The 19,449-nt window shown below is 43.9% G+C and carries 18 protein-coding genes and 1 pseudogene; 7 read left to right on the top strand and 12 right to left on the bottom strand.

The annotated features are described in order from the left end of the window. Positions 1-74 precede the first annotated feature (74 nt). Positions 75-1,304, bottom strand: a complete 1,230-nt coding sequence (locus tag ACRRS0_RS15240) for an ISL3 family transposase (RefSeq protein WP_432452351.1) — start codon at positions 1,302-1,304, stop codon at positions 75-77. Positions 1,305-1,608: 304 nt separating this feature from the next. Here ACRRS0_RS15240 and ACRRS0_RS15235 point away from each other — a divergent pair, with 304 nt between their 5' ends. Continuing rightward, a complete protein-coding gene (locus tag ACRRS0_RS15235; protein WP_432452352.1) occupies positions 1,609-2,406 on the top strand; it encodes a hypothetical protein in 798 nt (265 codons plus the stop codon). A gap of 28 nt (positions 2,407-2,434) precedes the next feature. On the opposite strand, the gene ACRRS0_RS15230 is transcribed toward ACRRS0_RS15235, so the two are convergent. From ACRRS0_RS15230 to ACRRS0_RS15210, 5 genes and pseudogenes are all read right to left on the bottom strand, one after another. Next, on the bottom strand, positions 2,435-3,385 hold the full coding sequence (locus ACRRS0_RS15230; RefSeq protein WP_432452353.1) for an IS110 family transposase: 951 nt from the start codon (positions 3,383-3,385) through the stop codon (positions 2,435-2,437). 770 nt (positions 3,386-4,155) lie between these two features. After that, positions 4,156-4,353: pseudogene (locus ACRRS0_RS15225) on the bottom strand (adenylosuccinate synthetase); the annotation flags it as partial. Between the two features lie 5 nt (positions 4,354-4,358). Further along, positions 4,359-4,943, bottom strand: a complete 585-nt coding sequence (locus tag ACRRS0_RS15220) for a tyrosine-type recombinase/integrase (protein WP_432452354.1) — start codon at positions 4,941-4,943, stop codon at positions 4,359-4,361. A gap of 201 nt (positions 4,944-5,144) precedes the next feature. Next, positions 5,145-5,714 carry a hypothetical protein gene (locus ACRRS0_RS15215; protein ID WP_432452355.1) on the bottom strand — a complete coding sequence of 190 codons (570 nt, stop codon included), beginning with the start codon at positions 5,712-5,714 and terminating at the stop codon, positions 5,145-5,147. A gap of 422 nt (positions 5,715-6,136) precedes the next feature. Further along, positions 6,137-7,396: an adenylosuccinate synthase gene (locus tag ACRRS0_RS15210; RefSeq protein ID WP_432452356.1), complete on the bottom strand. Its 1,260-nt coding sequence runs from the start codon at positions 7,394-7,396 to the stop codon at positions 6,137-6,139. A gap of 141 nt (positions 7,397-7,537) precedes the next feature. On the opposite strand from ACRRS0_RS15210, the gene ACRRS0_RS15205 reads away from it, so the two are divergent. The 6 genes from ACRRS0_RS15205 (at position 7,538) to ACRRS0_RS15180 (ending at position 14,084) form a co-directional block, all read left to right on the top strand. Further along, positions 7,538-8,419 (top strand): LysR family transcriptional regulator, encoded by an 882-nt coding sequence (locus ACRRS0_RS15205; protein WP_432452357.1) that lies wholly within the window; start codon positions 7,538-7,540, stop codon positions 8,417-8,419. A 93-nt stretch (positions 8,420-8,512) separates the two neighbouring features. Further along, on the top strand, positions 8,513-9,505 hold the full coding sequence (locus tag ACRRS0_RS15200) for a transposase (protein ID WP_432452358.1): 993 nt from the start codon (positions 8,513-8,515) through the stop codon (positions 9,503-9,505). A gap of 704 nt (positions 9,506-10,209) precedes the next feature. Beyond that, positions 10,210-11,184 carry an alpha/beta hydrolase family protein gene (locus ACRRS0_RS15195; RefSeq protein ID WP_432452359.1) on the top strand — a complete coding sequence of 325 codons (975 nt, stop codon included), beginning with the start codon at positions 10,210-10,212 and terminating at the stop codon, positions 11,182-11,184. 345 nt (positions 11,185-11,529) lie between these two features. After that, positions 11,530-12,156 (top strand): DJ-1/PfpI family protein, encoded by a 627-nt coding sequence (locus tag ACRRS0_RS15190; protein WP_432452360.1) that lies wholly within the window; start codon positions 11,530-11,532, stop codon positions 12,154-12,156. A gap of 281 nt (positions 12,157-12,437) precedes the next feature. Further along, positions 12,438-12,845: a GFA family protein gene (locus ACRRS0_RS15185; RefSeq protein ID WP_432452361.1), complete on the top strand. Its 408-nt coding sequence runs from the start codon at positions 12,438-12,440 to the stop codon at positions 12,843-12,845. 714 nt (positions 12,846-13,559) lie between these two features. After that, positions 13,560-14,084: a phosphoribosyltransferase gene (locus tag ACRRS0_RS15180; protein WP_432452362.1), complete on the top strand. Its 525-nt coding sequence runs from the start codon at positions 13,560-13,562 to the stop codon at positions 14,082-14,084. A gap of 286 nt (positions 14,085-14,370) precedes the next feature. Here the strand turns inward: ACRRS0_RS15180 and ACRRS0_RS15175 are convergent, their stop codons facing one another. From ACRRS0_RS15175 to ACRRS0_RS15150, 6 genes are read right to left on the bottom strand one after another with little or no spacing between them, the layout of a single operon-like run. Continuing rightward, positions 14,371-15,552, bottom strand: a complete 1,182-nt coding sequence (locus ACRRS0_RS15175) for an acetate/propionate family kinase (RefSeq protein ID WP_432452363.1) — start codon at positions 15,550-15,552, stop codon at positions 14,371-14,373. An 11-nt stretch (positions 15,553-15,563) separates the two neighbouring features. Then, positions 15,564-16,001 (bottom strand): EutP/PduV family microcompartment system protein, encoded by a 438-nt coding sequence (locus ACRRS0_RS15170; protein WP_432452364.1) that lies wholly within the window; start codon positions 15,999-16,001, stop codon positions 15,564-15,566. Between the two features lies 1 nt (position 16,002). Further along, on the bottom strand, positions 16,003-16,350 hold the full coding sequence (gene eutS / locus ACRRS0_RS15165; RefSeq protein WP_432452365.1) for an ethanolamine utilization microcompartment protein EutS: 348 nt from the start codon (positions 16,348-16,350) through the stop codon (positions 16,003-16,005). Positions 16,351-16,369: 19 nt separating this feature from the next. Then, positions 16,370-16,918, bottom strand: a complete 549-nt coding sequence (locus ACRRS0_RS15160; RefSeq protein ID WP_432452366.1) for a BMC domain-containing protein — start codon at positions 16,916-16,918, stop codon at positions 16,370-16,372. Positions 16,919-16,921: 3 nt separating this feature from the next. Further along, positions 16,922-18,319 (bottom strand): 4Fe-4S dicluster domain-containing protein, encoded by a 1,398-nt coding sequence (locus tag ACRRS0_RS15155; RefSeq protein ID WP_432452367.1) that lies wholly within the window; start codon positions 18,317-18,319, stop codon positions 16,922-16,924. Beyond that, entirely contained in the window at positions 18,316-19,431 is a 1,116-nt protein-coding gene (locus ACRRS0_RS15150; protein ID WP_432452368.1) for a 1-propanol dehydrogenase PduQ, read from the bottom strand. The genes ACRRS0_RS15155 and ACRRS0_RS15150 overlap by 4 nt, the downstream gene beginning before the upstream one ends. Positions 19,432-19,449: the final 18 nt, after the last annotated feature.

Raw genomic sequence — 19,449 nt, 5'->3', positions numbered from 1 at the left:
CGCATTTTTACCTCGATAAATGCGAGATATGCTGGGCTCATATGTCGACCTTTATACTGTTATTATATGGCTCTTCACCGTTCTTGGTGGAAAGTCATATCAAGCCCTCCAAAGTGAAATAAAATAGCTCGCTTAAAGCGTTCTTTATTTCTAAAACCCATCGAACGTATTTTTAGGCGCTGAATGTTTCCATTTATCGCTTCCGCTAAGCCATTTGATACCTTATAACGCATCGCATTGATGATGCCCTTTAAGTGCGTTTTCACGGTTTCTGCTGCTGTCATCATCGGCCTGATTTGACTGACCTTTATGAGTGCCAACCAATCATTCCAAGCCGCTTTGGCGTTAGCTGCATCGCCATACCAAATGGCTCTTGCTTGCTCTTTGAATATCCAGCTCAAGCCAGTATTTTGCATCATTTTGGCCAGCGCATTCACTCTTTCTCTCAATGTCCCATGTAGGTGGCTGTTTCGTTTTAACCATCCATACCGTGTTTGGTGGCACTCTCTTTTTAAATGCTGGGGCAACGCCATGAGTTCGCTTTTTCTCACTTCATTCACCGCTTTAGTGAGCACCTTTGCGATATGAAAATGGTCTATGGCTATCATTTGCTTAGCCCGCTCACCGAAGTAGTCATATGCTGCGTTTATATATGCTCTGCTCATGTCCATCGATATGGAACGTGTAACCATTGTTGACTCAGGGGGCAATGCCTTAAAGCAAGCAGATAGGCTCATGCCTGTTCGACCGTCTTCAACCGATATCACCTGACCATCACTATTGGATAATACCGTGACATAGTCATGGCCTTTCTTAAATGCCGTTTCATCGACCAACAGGTCTTGGTAGTTGATGGTGGTTCTGGCTGTCAGACCGCGTTGAACGGCTCGTGCCATAATACGGTCGATGGCTCCCCAGCTAAGCCGATAGGTTTTACTCACCGCGTATAAGGAACTGACTTTAAGCATCTCTATAACGCGAGCCTCAAACAGCTCTGTGTAGCGACTGTTACTTGTCGCCCAAGGCACTTGAAGTGTTTGCACTCCATGCTCTGGGCAATCAGCTCGAGGGACTTCAGCCTCAATACGTGTTTCAAACTGACAGGTATCTAAATGTCGCCAAACCCGCCGCCGAGTATCGTGTCGACGAACAGCCTTACCGCAAGAGGGGCAAGCCGTTAATGAAGCTCGGTCATAGTCAACGCGTACGGTGATGGTTTGGGTTGACTCATTGAGTTCAACAGATGAAACAGCCCAAGGATGAGTTAATCCAAGAATGGATTGATAAAGCGTCGTGTCTTGCATGGTCGCGAGGTATTCATGAACGTTTACTTATTATCTCGCTCATTAATGTTTGTTGAAAGTGTTTCCACTACATTCGGTGAAGAGCCAATTATACACAGTTAAGTGGATTCCCATCTTTCTGCAAATGCATTACCATCTTTCGCGCATGGTCAAAATGGTGATTCACTGATATGCTGTTGATAAAATTGAATATTAAAGGCTGTGTGAATTTCTGTGCTGCGTGATAGGTGGTAACTTCGCATGCGTGAAAGATGGGAATTTGCATATTAATATACTGTTATGCGCCAGTTTGAGGTTTTACACTATGTCTAATAAAAAGAAAGAATATCCAAGAGAAGAGTGGATAGAGTTTATTACTGAAACTAATCAAAATGGTGAAATTGAATTAAATTATTCTATCGATAAATTTGGTGATCTTTCGGGTATCGATAACCTGAAAGATAGTCCCTTTAAACATATTCGAAGTTACAAAGGAGAAAGTAGAGAGAAAAAGCTATCAGTTATAGGCTCTGGGGAAACTCCCTCTTTTAACCAAGAAAGGTTTGCTTTTGAGAATTTCGAAAGGATATATTTTATTGATACAAATGATTCTATATTCAGAGGGAATAAAAGTTGCTCAACAGCTGTCTATGAATTGTTTTATTTTAAAAATGCTCTTGAGAAATGCCAAGGAAATTTGAATCTTAAATTTTTAGTGGGTTACTATCAGTTTGACGTTTTAGAAGAAGCAAAGGGAGAAAGAATTGGTTGGCATCTATTCATTGAAAGTACACGAAAATATTTTGAAAGCATAGGAGATGATAAACAAGTTTTAGTAGTAACAGATCATGAACTTGGGCTTCATGAAAATATAAATAGTCGAGAATCAGCTTATTATTTAGACTTTTACCTACCTAGAAACGTAACATTAGGGTTTGCTAAAGCTGATAAGTCAGGATCAGTTTTAGAAATAGGAATGAAGAATGCAGATAGAATGTCAAATATCATAAAAAAAGACTTTGCTAAATACGAAAATGTTACTCTTAAAATTCAAAAGCTGAATTATGATAATAACTTTAGAGGTTATGCCGTTGTACACCCTAATAAATTATTTGGCGCATAACAAACGACTATGGTGTCAATAAGTTAGATTAAATTATTTTTGCATCCCATAAGGCGCCATCTCGTAGCATTGAGTTTAGGATGGTTACCATCTTTCTTACGCATGCAATGATGGCTACTTTTTTAGGTTTCCCTTCAGCTAAAAGCCTCTGATATGTGCTCTTAAAAATGGGGTTACATTGGATGGCTGACATCATGGCCATGTATAAAACGGTTCTTACTTGAGCTCGTCCCCCTTGAATTTTTCTGAGCCCTTTATAGCGGCCACTTTCTCGGTTCATTGGGGCCACTCCGACGAGAGATGAGGCTTGTTTATTGGTTATTAACCCTAACTCTGGAAGGTTACTAATGATAGACGCCGCTGCAATTTTCCCTATTCCTGGCATGCTTTGTAATATCTCATTCTTGGCTTGATACTCAGGGTTACTTTCAATTAGCTTGATAATCTTGCTTTCAATTTTCTCTATCTGATTTTTAAACGCAGTTAAAATAGGTTTAATCGTCAGAATGAGTTGCGAGGGCATAATTTTCATGCGATTTTTTTCCATTGTTTGCATCGAAAGAAGCTGGTTTCTTCGGATGACTAAATCTGCCATGAGTCGCATAGAATCTGGCTTTAGTGTCGTTAAATTGGGCTTTATAGCTTCGGCGTAGTGCGCGATAAGTTTTGCGTCAAGTTTGTCTGTTTTAGCCCTCTGCCCGATAGCGCCTGCAAAACGTCTTACATGAACAGGGTTGGCTATTACATACGGTAGTTTGGCATTGTGACAAGCTATAATAAAAGGCATTTCTAATCGACCTGTAGCTTCAATCACGACTCGTAATGGCGTGTGTTTTTGAATGATTTTTATGGCTTGCTTGATACCTTTATCATCGTTGGAGACAGTGAAGAAAATGTCGAGGGGTCTAATATAAACATCAAGTTGTTCTTTACCTGTATCGACACCGACGTTAATACATTTATTTGTTACTGTATTCATAATAAGCTGACTCTATATTGCGTAATACGGGTTCTAGACCCTGTAGACTATTCGAGTGTGGTGCTTGGAGTTCCACTTAATGCTCACGTTTGTTATCGGCCTTTGAAAGGAGCCTTAAGAATATCGAGCTATTAAATAGAAGCTTAAGTTGCTGCTTAAGCCTGAGTCTCACTTTACTCATATTTCTTAATAATTATCCATACAATAAGAATAGGTGTCGCGTAGCCGCCACCTTATTCGGGTGTTGAACAAGCCCGATGCTCCCTTCTATAGTAAATAACGGTATTGATGTTGGCGGGGCCAAGGCCTTGTTACTTTTTACAAGGCGAGTTTGGCTAAGACTGGGTGAATGGCGTTAAGCCTTTACCTGTCATACATGGTGCTAAGCTGTTATTTTTTGTATGTATTCATCCTCATGTTAAGCCCTGCCATTCTCCTTATCCTGTTCGCCTTTCGGCTAGCTCGTTCGACTCACGCCTGTGCAGTGCATGGGGTGCTGGCTGGCTATATCTAAGACACCCATTGTTAACTCGCGGTATTTGTTCCTGCCCAAACTCATTTATATTCAGAAGTGTGTTTTAAAGTCGTCGTAATACGAATGGCTATATCTAAGACACCCATTGTTAACTCGCGGTATTTGTTCCTGCCCAAACTCATTTATATTCAGAAGTGTGTTTTAAAGTCGTCGTAATACGAAGAAGATAAAAATCTAAGCTACTATAGCTAGTTCTAGCTTAGATTTTTATTGAACGGCTTAGCTAAATAAACCGTTATCTACGAACGATCATTTGCTCTCGTTCTGGTCCAACCGAAACCATGACGATCGGAACTCCCATTAACGCCTCGATGCGAGTTATATAATCCTGCGCGCTTTGAGGAAGGCTCTCGAAAGTACGACAAGCGGTGATATCTTCATCCCACCCCTGCATTTTTTCATAAACAGGTTGCAGCTCTGCAGTTTGAGGCCAATTGCCTATCCAAGACCCCCATCGTTAACTAGCGATATTTGTTCCAGTCCAAACTCATTTAAATTATATAAGACACCCATGATTGTGGTGTTCCCGCCTTTAGCATCCCGCACATGGATTTGCATGGCCTGACTATCAATATCATGAATGCTTAAGTGTAAGCCCTCGCTCAAGCGCAGCCCCATGGAATACAACACCAAGAAGAAGACTTGATAGCGGGGTTGCGACGTCATGCTAATCACGAAGCCGACTTGCGCAGGGCTTAAGATATCGGGTAAGCGCTTCACTTGAGGAGGCTTTACAATGTTTAACCACTGCCATTGTTTCTCGAGGGTGTAGCGATAAAAAAATTGCAAGCCATTGCGGTCTAGCTTCACGGTGCTCCAAGAATGGCTGCTAATCAGTTGAGCAAAATAGGCCTTTAAATCAGCGGTGCTTAAGGTATCGGGGGAGCGGTCAAAGTGGGCAGAAATCCGACGTACCGCACGCGAGTACGCATCAATGGTGGCTGGTCGTTTCCCTTGTAAGGTTAAATTGGTAAGGTCTTGTTTATATAAAACATGATAACGATGTTGTTGGGTAGGGTTCATGCTGCATACTCCGATTCATCACGACCGATTGGCCGTGTCACATTGAGTATGAGATATCAGGTGCTATGCACTCTGCCGCAGAGCGGCTTCGTTCTACAAATTAATTAAGTGGACTTATCAACGCTGGGCATTTGCGGCTTGGAGCCTGATAAGCTCGGTAAATTCAGTGGTTACAGCCACTTATTAAGGCGTTAGCTTCCTTTACTGGTTCATAGCAATCAGGTTATTGAGATAATCGAACGGGAGTTGATTTAACTTTCTGTCTGGTACATTGAGCCAAGGAGTCGATTTAGCTACTGCGTTTACGAATGTAATACAATCCTTGACACCCAGAACGTATTTAGCATCGTCCCATTCTTTAGTTAAACGCTGGACTTTGGTGTAAGTTTCATAAGTGACCCTAACTTGGAGTTGGTGTGCAGGCTTCATAATCATAAGGTTTTCTTGTTTAACACCGCTTCCATTACTCTTTTTAAACATGGCTATGATGCTCTTGTTATCGGAAGGGTATTGACCGAAGCCTTTTTCGGGGACACAAATATTGTTATGTGCGTCGTTTGGTGCATATAAAGAGATGTATGCGTGTCCTGGAGATAAAGATTCAAGTGAAGCCGATGTTGCGTAAAAAGTAACAAAATACTGACCATTAGTTATATCTAGTTCAGGTGGAGAACAATAGCCTCGCCCATCAATTTTTAGTGAAGCGCCGATTGTGTTAAATGAGATGATAATTAAGACTAAGTAAATTAAATGTTGTACATGCCTTATCATAGTGTGCTCATATGTGAAAAATTTGCATGTGATTATATCTAAAGGAAATTACTTTGCTAGGAGATTGATCAAGTTGGCTGCTCCAGAAGCTAATGCAATTATATAAGATGCAATTATATAAGACACCCATGATTGTGGTGTTCCCGCCTTTGGCATCCCGCACATGGATTTGCATGGCCTGACTGTTAATATCATGAATGCTTAAGTGTAAGCCCTCGCTCAAGCGCAGCTCCATGGAAGGTGTATATCTAAGGCTATATCTAAGACACCCATTGTTAACTCGCGGTATTTGTTCCTGCCCAAACTCATTTATATTCAGAAGTGTGTTTTAAAGTCGTCGTAATACGAAGAAGATAAAAATCTAAGCTACTATAGCTAGTTCTAGCTTAGATTTTTATTGAACGGCTTAGCTAAATAAACCGTTATCTACGAACGATCATTTGCTCTCGTTCTGGTCCAACCGAAACCATGACGATCGGAACTCCCATTAACGCCTCGATGCGAGTTATATAATCCTGCGCGCTTTGAGGAAGGCTCTCGAAAGTACGACAAGCGGTGATATCTTCATCCCACCCCTGCATTTTTTCATAAACAGGTTGCAGCTCTGCAGTTTGAGGCCAAATTGGATTTTCACTGTGTTCGCCATTGTAAGCAATACAGATTCTAAGGTCCTTCATACCGCTTAAGCAGTCTATTTTAGTTAATGCAATCTCAGTTGCGGCTTGCAGTTCAACCCCATTTCGAGTCGCCACCGCATCAAAGTACCCCATATCTCGTGGGCGGCCTGTAACCGCGCCGTACTCATTCGAACTTTCTCGGAAGTTATCTTGTTCGTCCATCGCTGTAACTAAGGTTCCTGTACCCACTGATGAACTAAACGACTTAGCGACAGCGATAATACGCTCTGGCCTCAATGCTGGTAAACCACTGCCAATACCGGCATAGGCAGCGGTCACATTTGATGACGTTGTCCAAGGGTACTCCCCATAAACGAGATCACGGCCAGCGCCCAATTGAGCTTCAAATAATAGCTGTGCTTTGGTCGCTTGCAGCGCTTTAAGAGGCTCGGTGACGTTACAAATAAATGGACGCCAAGATTTCGTTATGTCTAATAACCATGCCGTAAGTTCTGCTGCACTTTGCGAGTAATCGCAATCTGGGTATAAGGCTTTTAACTGAGGAATTTTCCAATCTAGCATAAATTGAATTCGCTGCTCTAGTACGTCTGGCTGATTCAACCAACCAACTAAAATGCCTTTCTTCATTACACGATCGCCGTAAGCCGGTGCAATACCCTGACGAGTAGAGCCGTAGGCTGCATCACCGAGTCTTTGTTCTTCTAATGTATCTTCAAGTGCATGTAGAGGTAGACACAAGGTAGCACGATCTGAGATACACAAATTCACATCCACTCCCGTTGCCTTAACTTCTTCAATCTCTTCAGTTAGTGCCGCTGGGCTAATCACCATGCCTGGGCCAAGAACAGCAATACAGTTCGGATTGAAAATTCCGCTTGGCAGCTGGTGCAGTTTGAACGTGCCGAAGTCATTAACAACGGTATGTCCGGCATTATTGCCACCTTGAAAACGAATACTGGCAGAAGCATCTGATGCTAAAAAGTCAACAATACGGCCTTTACCTTCATCTCCCCAATTGGCACCCACAATGACAATAGACGACATAATATATCTCCGATTTGATTGTGAAATCATCTTAAACTTGTCGATCTAATAAGAGAAATTAATTATAGTGATTAACTTGATAATAATTTCATATGATTAATATTCATATCGCTTAGCTTAGCCCACATAAAAGGTGAAACGATGCTGGATATCCATTGGCTTAAAACTTTTGTTACGTTGGCGGAATGCAAGCATTTTGGCAACGCTGCAATTGCATTGCATATGACTCAACCAAATGTCAGTTTACACCTTAAACAATTAGAGCAAGCTACTAGCGTTAAGCTCATTGAACGTAGCCCATTCCACTTAACTCAAGCGGGTGAACGCTTACTTGAAAGTAGCCAACGAACGCTACAAGAATTACAGGTTTGCCAAGCTGATCTTAATGCTCTCAATGATCTGAATAAAGGTACGATTACTATCGCGGCCAGCGACATTATCTCTCGTATGTTACTCATTGAAGCGTTTAAGTTGTTTAAAGGTGAGTACCCAGGAATCGATATCGTGTTATTAAATACCACGTCATCGCAAGCTTCTGAACTTGTTAGAAATGCTGAGGCTGACCTAGGGTTTGTTATCTCCCAAAAACAGACGCAACCATTGCATTTTGTTGAATTACAGCAGGTAAAGTGGGTTGCATTAGGCTTTGGGTTTGAACGAGGTACAGAGCAAGACAAAGAGTTAACCTTGATCTTGCTCGGTCATGATACCCGTACCAGAGATCTCATTGATAACGCATTACCTACGCTCAATTTAACTAATTATAGAGTGATGGAGGTTGGCAGCGTAGATGCGCAAATTGATTGGGCAGAAGCGGGGTTCGGAGTGGCTATTGTTCCAGAGTTTGCACTATCAACGCCGCGTTATCTCAAGTCATTAGTCACACCTTTAGCTGATTTTCCTACGACAGAGTTGGGTTACATTGTTCGGCAAAACCAGATTTTATCCAAAGCCATCAAGCAACTTCTTCATTGGGTGAATCAAGGAATTACCTTGTTGCAAGAGAATCGAAACGAATATTAATCACTATGGAATAATCATGACACCCACCTCAACTAACGAAACGCTATTAATAGTCTAAACTATCAATAGTGGTTTATTTGGGGAGTTATTATTATGCCTCGGTCAAGACGCTCGCAGGTGAGCTTATCGGATACACTCTACTATCATTGTGTTTCCCGTTGTGTTCGACGGGCGTTTCTGTGTGGCGAAGACAAGGTAAGTGGTAAAAGCTATGAGCACCGCCGCCAGTGGGTCGAGGATTATCTACTCAAATTGGCGTCGGTGTTCGCCATTGATGTTTGTGCTTATGCTGTCATGAGTAATCATACCCACCTCGTGCTACATGTTAATCCGCAACAAGCAGAAGCCTGGTCAATGGATGAAGTCTTAGAACGCTGGCATAGCTTGCATCAGGGCACCTTACTGACTCAGATGTATCTCAACCTTGAATTACGTCCGCAGTTGAGTGAGGTGCAACTACAAGCCATTCGCGCCACCGCCGAAGTGTATCGGACTCGCCTGTATGACTTAAGCTGGTTTATGCGCCATTTAAACGAACACATTGCGCGAGCCGCCAATCAAGAAGACCAATGTACCGGTCGATTTTGGGAAGGACGCTTTAAATCCCAAGCGCTTTTGGATGAAGCCGCCCTCATGGCGTGTATGGCTTACGTAGACCTAAACCCCATCAGAGCCAAGATGGCGAGCACACCAGAGGACTCTGCCCATACCAGCGTACAGCGACGAGCAAAAGCAGCTCAGCTAAAACAAGCCCAGGCAACAAACCTGTTTCCCTTTGTGGGTAACCCAAGAGAGCCGATGCCCCAAGGCTTACCCTTTGAGCTGAAAGACTACCTTGAGTTAGTCGATATGACTGGACACATGGTAAGAGAAGATAAACGGGGTGACATCGACAGTGGCGAAAGTTCCATCATCCAACGCTTAGGGATAAATGAAGCACAGTGGCTGACTTTAAGCGGTGAGTTTGAACGGCACTTTTCTGGCGCAGTCGGTCAAGAGCGCTTGCTCAGACAATATCATCGGCATATGGGGCATCAACGAACGGCCGGTTTAAGTTGCAGCAAACGTTTGCTAAACCGCGCTTAAGCGCGAGCTTACTTTCGAACTATGTCTGAACCATCAGCCTTGTATGGGGGGATACCTTGCCTTGCTGAGGCGCACATTGGCCCAGAAATCACCAAACTGAGTCACCTACTGTGAATTTACCCATTGATCGGCATGACAATAGCCTGAGGACTAAATGATTGCAGTGGTGTTCACTTCACTAACGCTGTTACTGTCCCTGTAGTTTTTATCATGGATGTCCATACTTCGTACTTCACTTCACTAACGTTGTTACTGTCTTTGTGTTTTTATCATGGATGTCCATACTTCGCTTGTCAACGAACGGCCGGTTTAAGTTGCAGTAAACGTTTGCTAAATCGCGCTTAGGCGCGAGCTTACTTGCGAACTATGTCTTAATCATCAGTATTGTATCGGTGGTGATACCTTGCTGAGGCGCACATTGGCCCAGAAATCACCAAACTGAGTCACCTACTGTGAATTTAGCCGTTAATCGGCATGACAATCGCCTCAGAACTAAATGATTGTAGTGGTGTTCACTTCACTAACGTTGTTACTGTCCCTGTAGTTTTTATCATGGATGTCCATACTTCGTAAAATGATTGCAGTTGTGTTCACTTCACTAATACTGTTACTGTCCTATAGTTTTTATCATGGATGTCCATACTTCGTATTTATCATGGATGTCCATACTTCGCTTGGTTGGATATCGTCTTTAGGAAAGAGCAATGCAATTTACAATGATGCTCCTCGCTGTTGTACTCTGTTTTACAGCATCCATCGCGCATTCCGTTGGTATAAAAAAAATAGTAGTTCCTGCTGATAACAAAGGCCCTGCAATAAACGCCGTGCAATGGTCACCATGCTCTAGCGCCTCAGGTGAAATACTGGCCGGACCGTTTGTTCTTCTTGGGGTTCGTGATTGTCCCGTTGCTGGAGAACACTTGCCTCTCATTATTATTTCACATGGGTTTGGCGGGTCGAGCCTCAGCCATCATGACACAGCAACAGCTCTCGCTAATGCAGGCTTTATAGTGGTGTCACTCAACCATCCTGATGATACATCTACAAATAAAACAAGATTTCATAATCTTAAAGCTTTGATTACTCGCCCGATGGATGTCAAACGGCTCATTAACTTCATGCTAACCTCATCACCAGACGCAGCATCAATAAACCCAAATTCTATTGGTTTTTTTGGCTTTTCACGTGGTGGTTATACCGGTCTTGTCCTAGCAGGGGCGGTTCCTGATTTTGAGAAACTACTCATTCCATGTTCCGACAGGACCGGCGCAACGTGTGACCATGCAAACATAAAGCAATTACCTATGTTACCCCCCAGCAGCGATCCTCGGATCATGGCTTATGTGATTGCCGATCCTTTGAGCAATATCTTTGCAACATCAGACAGTTTGAAACATATCACTAAGCCAATCGAGCTCTGGGCATCTCAAGAAGGGGGGCATGGTGTGTCCCCAAAAGATGTTCCCGCTATCGCGCATAATCTGCCCATGAAGCCAACTTTCCATCTTGTTCCCAATGCAGGCCATTTCTCTTTTTTGACCACATGTCCCCCCAAGTTAGCTAAAACATTACCAGAGCTTTGTATAGACAAACCAAATTTTGACCGAGCCGCTTTTCACAAAAAATTTAACACCGATATGATTTATTTTTTTCGTAAAAATCTAATTAAAGTCCCGTAACTCATGTTTGGAAAAACGACCAAGCCCTCTAAGTGCATATATAACTAAATAATACTCAGCTTCTAACTGGTGAACGTCACTTTCGTAGTGACTAAAACCCTGCCTTGTTGGATTTAATACGGTCGAAGATCTGAGCTTGTGAACTGCTATGCTTCAGTCATTCGGCAACTTGAATAAATCTCTTGCGCGTATCTAAGCCTATGAAAATCATGGTATCGTTGTTCAGATTGCCTACATGATTAGTCGTTTGCACACGAATCATGGCTCTGGCTTCAAACTAAACCCCCCGAATATGGAGGCTAGCACCTCGAGCGGGCATTATGTCTAGATGTATAGGAGATAATTATGAATTTTGGCATTCTTGTATTTGATCAGGTAGAAGAACTCGATTTTGTCGGGCCGTGGGAAATGCTCACGATGTGGCGAAAAAATGCCAACGGTCCAGAAAATTGCATCATTGTGAATGAAACGCTTGACCCCGTTACTTGTGCAAAGGGTTTGTCGATCAACCCACATGCTTCATTTTCATCTTGCCCGCCGCTTGATTATTTACTTATTCCTGGAGGTGAAGGTACACGAACTGAAGTTGATAACCCGGTGCTAATCGATTTCGTTGCCAATCAAGCAAAGAACTGCAAGGCGGTTTTATCGGTTTGCACAGGATCTTTTGTGCTGCATGCCGCGGGGCTTTTGTCTGGCAAAAAGGCAACCACTCATTGGCAATCATTGGAACGTTTACGGGCACTTGGTGATGTTACCGTGGTTGAACAGCGCTACGTGCAAGACGGTAATGTCTGGTCTTCTGCGGGGGTTTCCGCTGGCACAGATTTAATGCTGGCTTTCATCGCAAATGTCGCTGGTGAAACCACCGCGGGACAAATACAGTTTGCCGCAGAATATTACCCCTCTTCGGTCAAGTACGGGGGGTTTGAGAACCACGAAAAAGCGCCCGGATATCTAAGAAAAACCTAACAAATGGCTAATTCGGACTTGGTCGTAGCTCCGGTTGAGTAGACACCTCATTCAAATAAGATGAGGTGTTTATGCCCGCTTATAAAACAGATCAAAAGTTTGAGCGATATTTTTAGGGTGGCATTTTTGTCTACATAACACGTTGAGGTGTCCTACATCTCGCAGCAGAGCGATTGGTTTTAAAGTGAGCCACTGCTGCGTATATAGTCATCGTAAATGGTGGGTTATTTATATTACTGCTAATATTACTGCCTTTTCTTTGGTTGATTAGAGATATCAAAATGTCGCATTCAGAAACTAGCTGTCTTTGTGGTGCTGTAAAAATTACCGCGGAGGAAATCAATCCTAAATTCACGGTGTGTCATTGCCAATCATGCCGAACTTGGGGTGGGGCTCCGTTCTTTGCTGTTAAGTGCGGTACGAAAGTTAAAATTGAAGGGGAAGATAAAGTAAAAATGTATGCGTCGTCCTCTTGGGCATCTCGGGGTTTTTGTACTGAGTGTGGTACTCACTTGTTCTACAAATTTAAAGAAACTGGTGAATACAATATGTCACTAGGTTTGTTCTCTGAATTGGAAGGGCTGGAAATGGATATGCAGTACTTTAGTGATATGCGGCCGAGTTACTACTGTTTTTCAAATGAAACTAAAGAAATGACAACCGCTGAAATAATGGCTTATTTCTCATAAAAATGTAGCTAAAAGATTAACGATACCTAGCATAAGACAATCTTAAGTGAGCGGTTTGGATACAGCTTACCATGGCTGCTTTTTCTTTGTTCCTTTGTGATGACCTGATGTTGAGCGTTAATTTTATAGGAGTATCATGTTTGATCGAGTTGCACTTCAAAGTCTGTAAAAGACTTCTATGATAATAAAGACAGTATGCATGGATTGGCGCATATTACTCGACGGTTTACCGAGGCTAGCAAACTTGCATCTAACAGAGACTATTGCCAGCACGTTTTACTATTAGGCGTATTTTTCCATAACATATTTAACGAGCATCAAGCTATTCTAGCTGAGTTGATTGACTCAAAAGGATTGAGCTGTGAGCATATTCCATTGATTACCTGCGAAGTTCTCGAATCAATAGCTCACTCAATTCCAAAATCAATGGGAGGGCTACTTCTGTATGATGCTGATTTGAATTTACCCAGCAATTTACTCAGGTAATAGCAATCTGATCCATTATATGATCAACTTGCTGCGCAGAATAAATCTGTAGATAACGAGGCATGAAGAGCTGTAAGTAGTGGCTCTAATGACAAGATACATCACCCAGTTAGCGCTGATTTAGGCCAGTAAGAATCAACAGATAATGAGTTAGACAGGTATAACATAGGGCTAAACCCTAACGCTATTGTTGCAGTTCTGTCTAATAAAACAGAGAGCGTACTTCAGATGAAAAGCGAACATATTGGAGAGTTAGTATTAAACGAGGCTCAGATCCAAGACGGCGTTAAAATTGTGGCGAGTAAACTCAATGCTCAATTTCAAGATGCGGTGATCATCAGCGTTGTTCCGGGCGGCATTTTATTTACGGCTGATTTAGTGCGGCAGTTAATGTTTGAGCTGAGTATGGATTATATTTCTTGCCCGCATACACCCGGTGATCGCAGTAATGCCTCAAAAATTGTTTATCATCAGAATATTTGTATTGAAGGCAAGCATGTAATTGTTATCGATGATGCGATTGAATCTGGCGGTACCATGAAACGCTTGATCCAGCATTTATCGGATCACTATAAAGCGAAGTCCTTATCCATCGCTACGCTGTTTGTTAAACCGGGTCGAGAAATTATCGCGGTGCCGCAATATTTTGCTTATGAAATGCCAAATGATGACTTGCTGGTTGGATACGGCTTGCCTTGGCAAGATAAATTAAGAAATGTGCCTTATTTGTCCAAGTTGGTGAAAGGATACTAAAGCTATCTGCTAGGGCTGGGATTAGCAAACTGTGCTGGTAATGTCTGGGAGCTGAATCGGCGGTTGGGTCGTAAGTGCCATGCTTTCATCAAAACAGGCTAAAACCTCATGCTTATTTTTGCGATTCATCGCTATGCCAAGGCGCTGGAAGGTATGCCTGTTTACCTAAACGCTGTTGTTGAAGTTTTGTGAGCAAAAAAGTCAGAGCGCCAAACGTGCTCTCAAGCGATGTGTGAAGGTTGGCAGCCAGCCCCAAAAGGCTGGCTGGTATTAAGATCTTAGGTTCTTATAAGGCCATGGTTTGTCGCGCCATCATCAGTTCTTCATTGGTATTGATCACGGCTAAGGCAATCTTTGAATCAGCCTGATGGATAAAGCGTTGGCTACTGGCATTTTTTTCTGGGTCTAGCTTCATTCCGAGGGCTTGCAGGTTTTGACACACGGCTTGGCGTATTGATGCCGAGTTTTCGCCGATGCCACCAGTAAATAAGATCACATCCACGCCCCCCATCTGAATCATGTAAGCCCCAATAAAATCACGGATCCGCTGTACAAAAATATCGATGGCTAGCTGGGCGCGTTGATTGCCCTGCGCGCCAGCTTGTTGAACGCTGCGACAGTCATTGGACACCCCAGAGATCCCTAATAAGCCAGACTCACTATTCATGATGTGATTCACCTCATCCAGACTAAGTTGATGCTTTTTAGCAATATAAAGCAGAATGGACGGGTCTATGTCACCGCAGCGCGTCCCCATGGCAAGCCCAGCCAGTGGTGTAAAGCCCATTGAAGTATTTACCGATTGACCATTTTCGATGGCGCAAATGCTAGCGCCGCTACCTAAATGACAGCTGATAATTTTAAGTTGCTCAACTGGGCGTTGCAGTTGTTTGGCACACTCTTGGCTCACGTAGTGATGGCTGGTGCCATGAAAACCATAGCGGCGGATTTGGTCTTCTTGGTAGAAGCGATAAGGCAGCGCATACAAGTATTGCGGTTTTGCCATGGTTTGATGAAAGGAAGTATCAAATACTGCCACTTGTTTACAATTGGGCAAACGCAGGCGCATCGCTTTAATAAAAGCAAGGTTTACTGGATTATGTAGCGGCGCTAGCTCACATAAGTCAGTGAGTTTTGCGATTACTTCTTGATCGATACGTACCGATTGCTTGAAATGGTCTCCGCCATGCGCAACTCGATGGCCAACCCCATCAATGTCATCTAAACCGGTCAATATTTTGAGACTTAATAGTTGTTCCAGTAAATAGTCGATGGCTTGTTGAGCATCGTCGAGTTGGATATTGTTCGCTTCAAGTTTTTGTTGATGGTATTCCATGACAAATAGCGCATCTTCTTTGCCTATTTTATCAATCATGCCTTTGGCGATGATCCGCTCTTCTGGCATTGAATAAAGTTGAAACTTTAGGGTTGAGCTACCCGCATTAATCGCGATTATGTTGTGCTTCATGGTTCTTTCCGTTAACTCCAGTTGAGGTATTGGCGAAGTTGGTGAATACCAACATGCTGGTAAGAGGATGTTTTAAATAGGCAGCTAACACCGGCATTTTCCAGTTGTTGTTGGGCTGCTTCAGTGGCAGAGGTCGCTAAGGTGTCAACTTTAGTCACCACGCCTATCACCGGCTTATTAAAAGCGGAGGCAAATTGGGGCGCAAAAATACTGTAGGGGTTGCTGGCGCTTTGGACAAAGGCAATCACATCAGCATCGTAAGAAGCATTGATTAAGGCGCTATAGAGGCGTGGGTTCTCCAAGTATTCACCGGGCGTATCGATGGCACTCGACACAAAGTCTAAGGTTTGAGTCTTTTGATAGTGCAGTGGTTGTTGCTGTAAGCTTTGGATCAACGTGGTTTTGCCACATTCACTTTGGCCGATTAACATCAATCGTTTCGGCATCATTTTAAGTCCGCGTGAGTTGGCAAGCACTGAATTTCATCATGTCACCAAGGGTGTATATGACTTGTTTTAAGGCATATTCTACTGATGAGACATCACCAGTGATCACCACCGAACCGGTGAATCGGTCGACAAAGCCGAGTTCGATGGCCCCAGATTTTGTGGCGATGTCTCCTGCGATAATGGCGGCCTCACTGGGCGTGATGGTCATAATACCAATGGCATTAGACTGATTGTTTAAGCCCAATTTTTTATAAAGCATTTTATTGGGGTTCGCGATGAGGTGCACCAGGGTGATTTGTTTACCCGGTACATACTCTTGAATGACGCGCTCTTTGCTATCGTTTTGCATGATGGAAATCCTTTTGCGTTTATAGCAAGCTTTGCCATAGGGCTTTATCGGGCTTAGGTATAACGCAGTTTTGTACCAGTAAACCCTGACTGCCGGCATCTTGGGAAGCCGAGGTCACTGCGGTTTTTACATCGGCAATTTCGCCGTTGAGCACCATGTAGCACTTTCCGCCAATACCAAAGGCCATATGGATCCTTACCAGTTGTACATTGGCCGATTTCACCGCACTGTCGGCGGCGGTGATACAGGCTGCAACACTGTAGGTTTCAACCACTCCCACGGCTTTTTTATGATTCACTTCACTCACCCCACTCAGGGCAGGCAAGACCGAAGCGTGTATGTTAGCGATCACAAAGCTATCGACACAAAGATGGCCACTGGCATGTTTGCCGTTTTCTACCGCTTGCTTGACTGCGCCAATTTCCCCGCCCACCAATACGATGTATTTACCGGGGCAGATGGTTTTGGCCAACAATAATTCAACATTGGCACTTTTTAGCATAAGGTCGCTGGCTTCTATGCCTTTGGCGATACTACTGAGTTCAACTAAGCCAATTGCGTGATACATGTGTTATTCCCCTACGATGTGAATGCTGCTGGTCGAAACCTGACGAACGGTACCCGCTAGGCTGGCATGAATGGCGACGCCTAAGGTTTGCTCATCGGGCATGGCGATGCATTGGCCCTGGCTGACACTATCACCAACCTGAACAATGGGGGTTGAAGGTTGCCCAATATGTTGTTGCACCGGGATGATGACTTGCTTAGGCTGCCAGTTTAAAGGCTGCAGCGGCGCGTCGTGATTGTAGGCCTCTAAGTTTAATCGTGAGACCAAACGTTTAATCGGCACAAAACGATAGTCAATCATTGGGTCTGCTGGATGAAGTTCGCCCTCATATTTCATCCCCTGTTGTCTAAATTGCTGCTTGAGCATCCGATTGACTCGCATTGGTGAAATCTCAACCGGGCAGGCATAGGCTTCGCAAATACCACATTCAGAACAGGTCAATGCAGATAATAAGACCGAAGGTTGCGCCACTTTTTCATAACACACAGCTTTAACGATTTCGCTAGGTGATAATTCATGGCCCACCAAGTGTCTTGGGCAAAGCTCGGTACACATCCGGCATTGCTCACATACATTTCGAGCCATATTCATAATGGCGTCTAAAGACCGGGTTTGGCGTTGGATGAGAATATGATCTTGCGGCAGTACTAGCAGGCCACCAGTGGTTTTAGTGACTGGTTGATTGAGATCTTCAATCATTTTGCCCATCATTGGGCCGCCAACAATGTAAGCTGGATTGGCGATGCTCGCGCCTCCAGCCAAATTGAGCACTTCGGCCAAACTAATCCCAATCGGCACGGTTACCGTGAGTGCTTTGTTTACGGCACCATTCACGGTTAAAGTACGTTGAGTCACGGTTTTATCTTGTTCCAAGGCATCCGCGACTTGCATCAGGGTTTGCACATTATTCACCAATACCCCAACGCTAATTGGCAATGCCGCAGGTGGCACTCGCCGTCCGGTAGCAAACCAGATGGTAATCACTTCATCCCCTGCGGGATAAACATCGGGCAAGATGTGGATCCGAATGTTGTCCGGCAGTTGCGGTGTGAGTGCATTAATGGCAGCTTGATACTTCTGTTTGAGAGCGATAATGCCCTGTTTGGCGCCAGTCAGAAACATCCCGTAGAGTAGTCCTCGGATCAGCTTGTCTGGGTGTTGTGCCATTAATTGTTGATCTACTTTTAACATCGGCTCACATTCTGCCGCATTCACTAAGAAGATCTCTGCCTTGGCTTGTAGCTTCACGTAAGTTGGAAAGCCCGCGCCGCCGGCGCCCACGATACCTGCTTGACGAACTTGTTTTAGCATCTGCTCTGAATTAGTTTGAGCAAGCGTTTTTTCGACGATCTGCTGATTGGCGTCGGTCATTTCAGCAACCGTAGTGGAAGCATTACTCATAAGATCGCCTCTACAATATGTCGAATGTCTTTATCGCTCACCGCACAAGGATTAGTACTGAGTGTACTATCGGCATGGGTGGCACTAATGATGGTGGCTAGTTTTTCCTTCACTTTGCTTTCATAGATCCCCAACTTGCGCAGCGACGATTTTATTTTAAGCTGTTGAAGAAGTTGATTTATATGAAAAATCAACTGATTGACGGCTGCCATATCGTTCAGTGATTTGGGGCTGAGTTGGCAATGTTTCGCCAGTCTGGCGTAGCGCTTACGGGCACGAATGTCCTTGGCGTTATGCCGGATCACATGCGGCAGTAAAATTGCGTTGGCTAAACCATGCGCCAGCTTAAACTGACCGCCCAATTGGTGAGCAATAGCATGGTTCAGTCCCAGTCCGGCCTGACTAAATGCCATACCAGCCATGCTAGAGGCGTTATGCACCTTGTTCCGAGTGGCGATGCATTGGCCGTTCACATAGGCCGTTGGTAAGTATTGAAAGATGGTTTGTACTGCTTTCTCAGCCAAGGCATCGGCAAAATCGTTGGCATCTTTAGATACATAGGCTTCAATGGCATGAGTGAGTACATCCATGCCGGTATTGGCGGTGATCTCAGCGGGGACGGTTAGCACCAATTCGGGATCGAGGATCGCAATGGTTGGGAAAATACTGGGATGAAATAGTGGATATTTTATCCCTTTTTGCTTGTCGCTAATCACGGTTGCCGAAGTCACCTCCGAGCCCGTGCCACTAGTCGTTGGGATCGCGATGCAAGCTTCCAAAGGCAGGCTCTGGCTTTGTTCCACAAAAAAGCGGATCGCTTTGGCGGCGTCAATCGCCGAGCCGCCACCAAAGCCAATAATGATTTGAGGTTGTATTTTCTGTAGTTCAGCGATCCCCTTGACGATGGTCGAGATATCCGGATCGGCAGTGATCTCTGAAAATAGAAAGAGCTGATTATGCTGCTCCAACAACCCGGCTAAACGTGTATACAAAGGGCTGGTGGCTAAAAAGCCATCACAGACAATCCAGATCTTTTTATTTTTGAAACGCTTTAGATATTCGAGGCTGCCAATGCCACTGTATACCCGAGTTTTAACCGAAAACTTTTTCATGAGCCTATCTCTTAACAT

It is taken from the genome of Agarivorans sp. QJM3NY_29 (assembly GCF_050870835.2).
In the GTDB taxonomy this organism is placed as follows: Bacteria; Pseudomonadota; Gammaproteobacteria; order Enterobacterales; family Celerinatantimonadaceae; genus Agarivorans.
The sequence above is the reverse complement of the archived record's forward strand: the minus strand, read 5'-3'. Positions and strand labels throughout refer to the sequence as shown.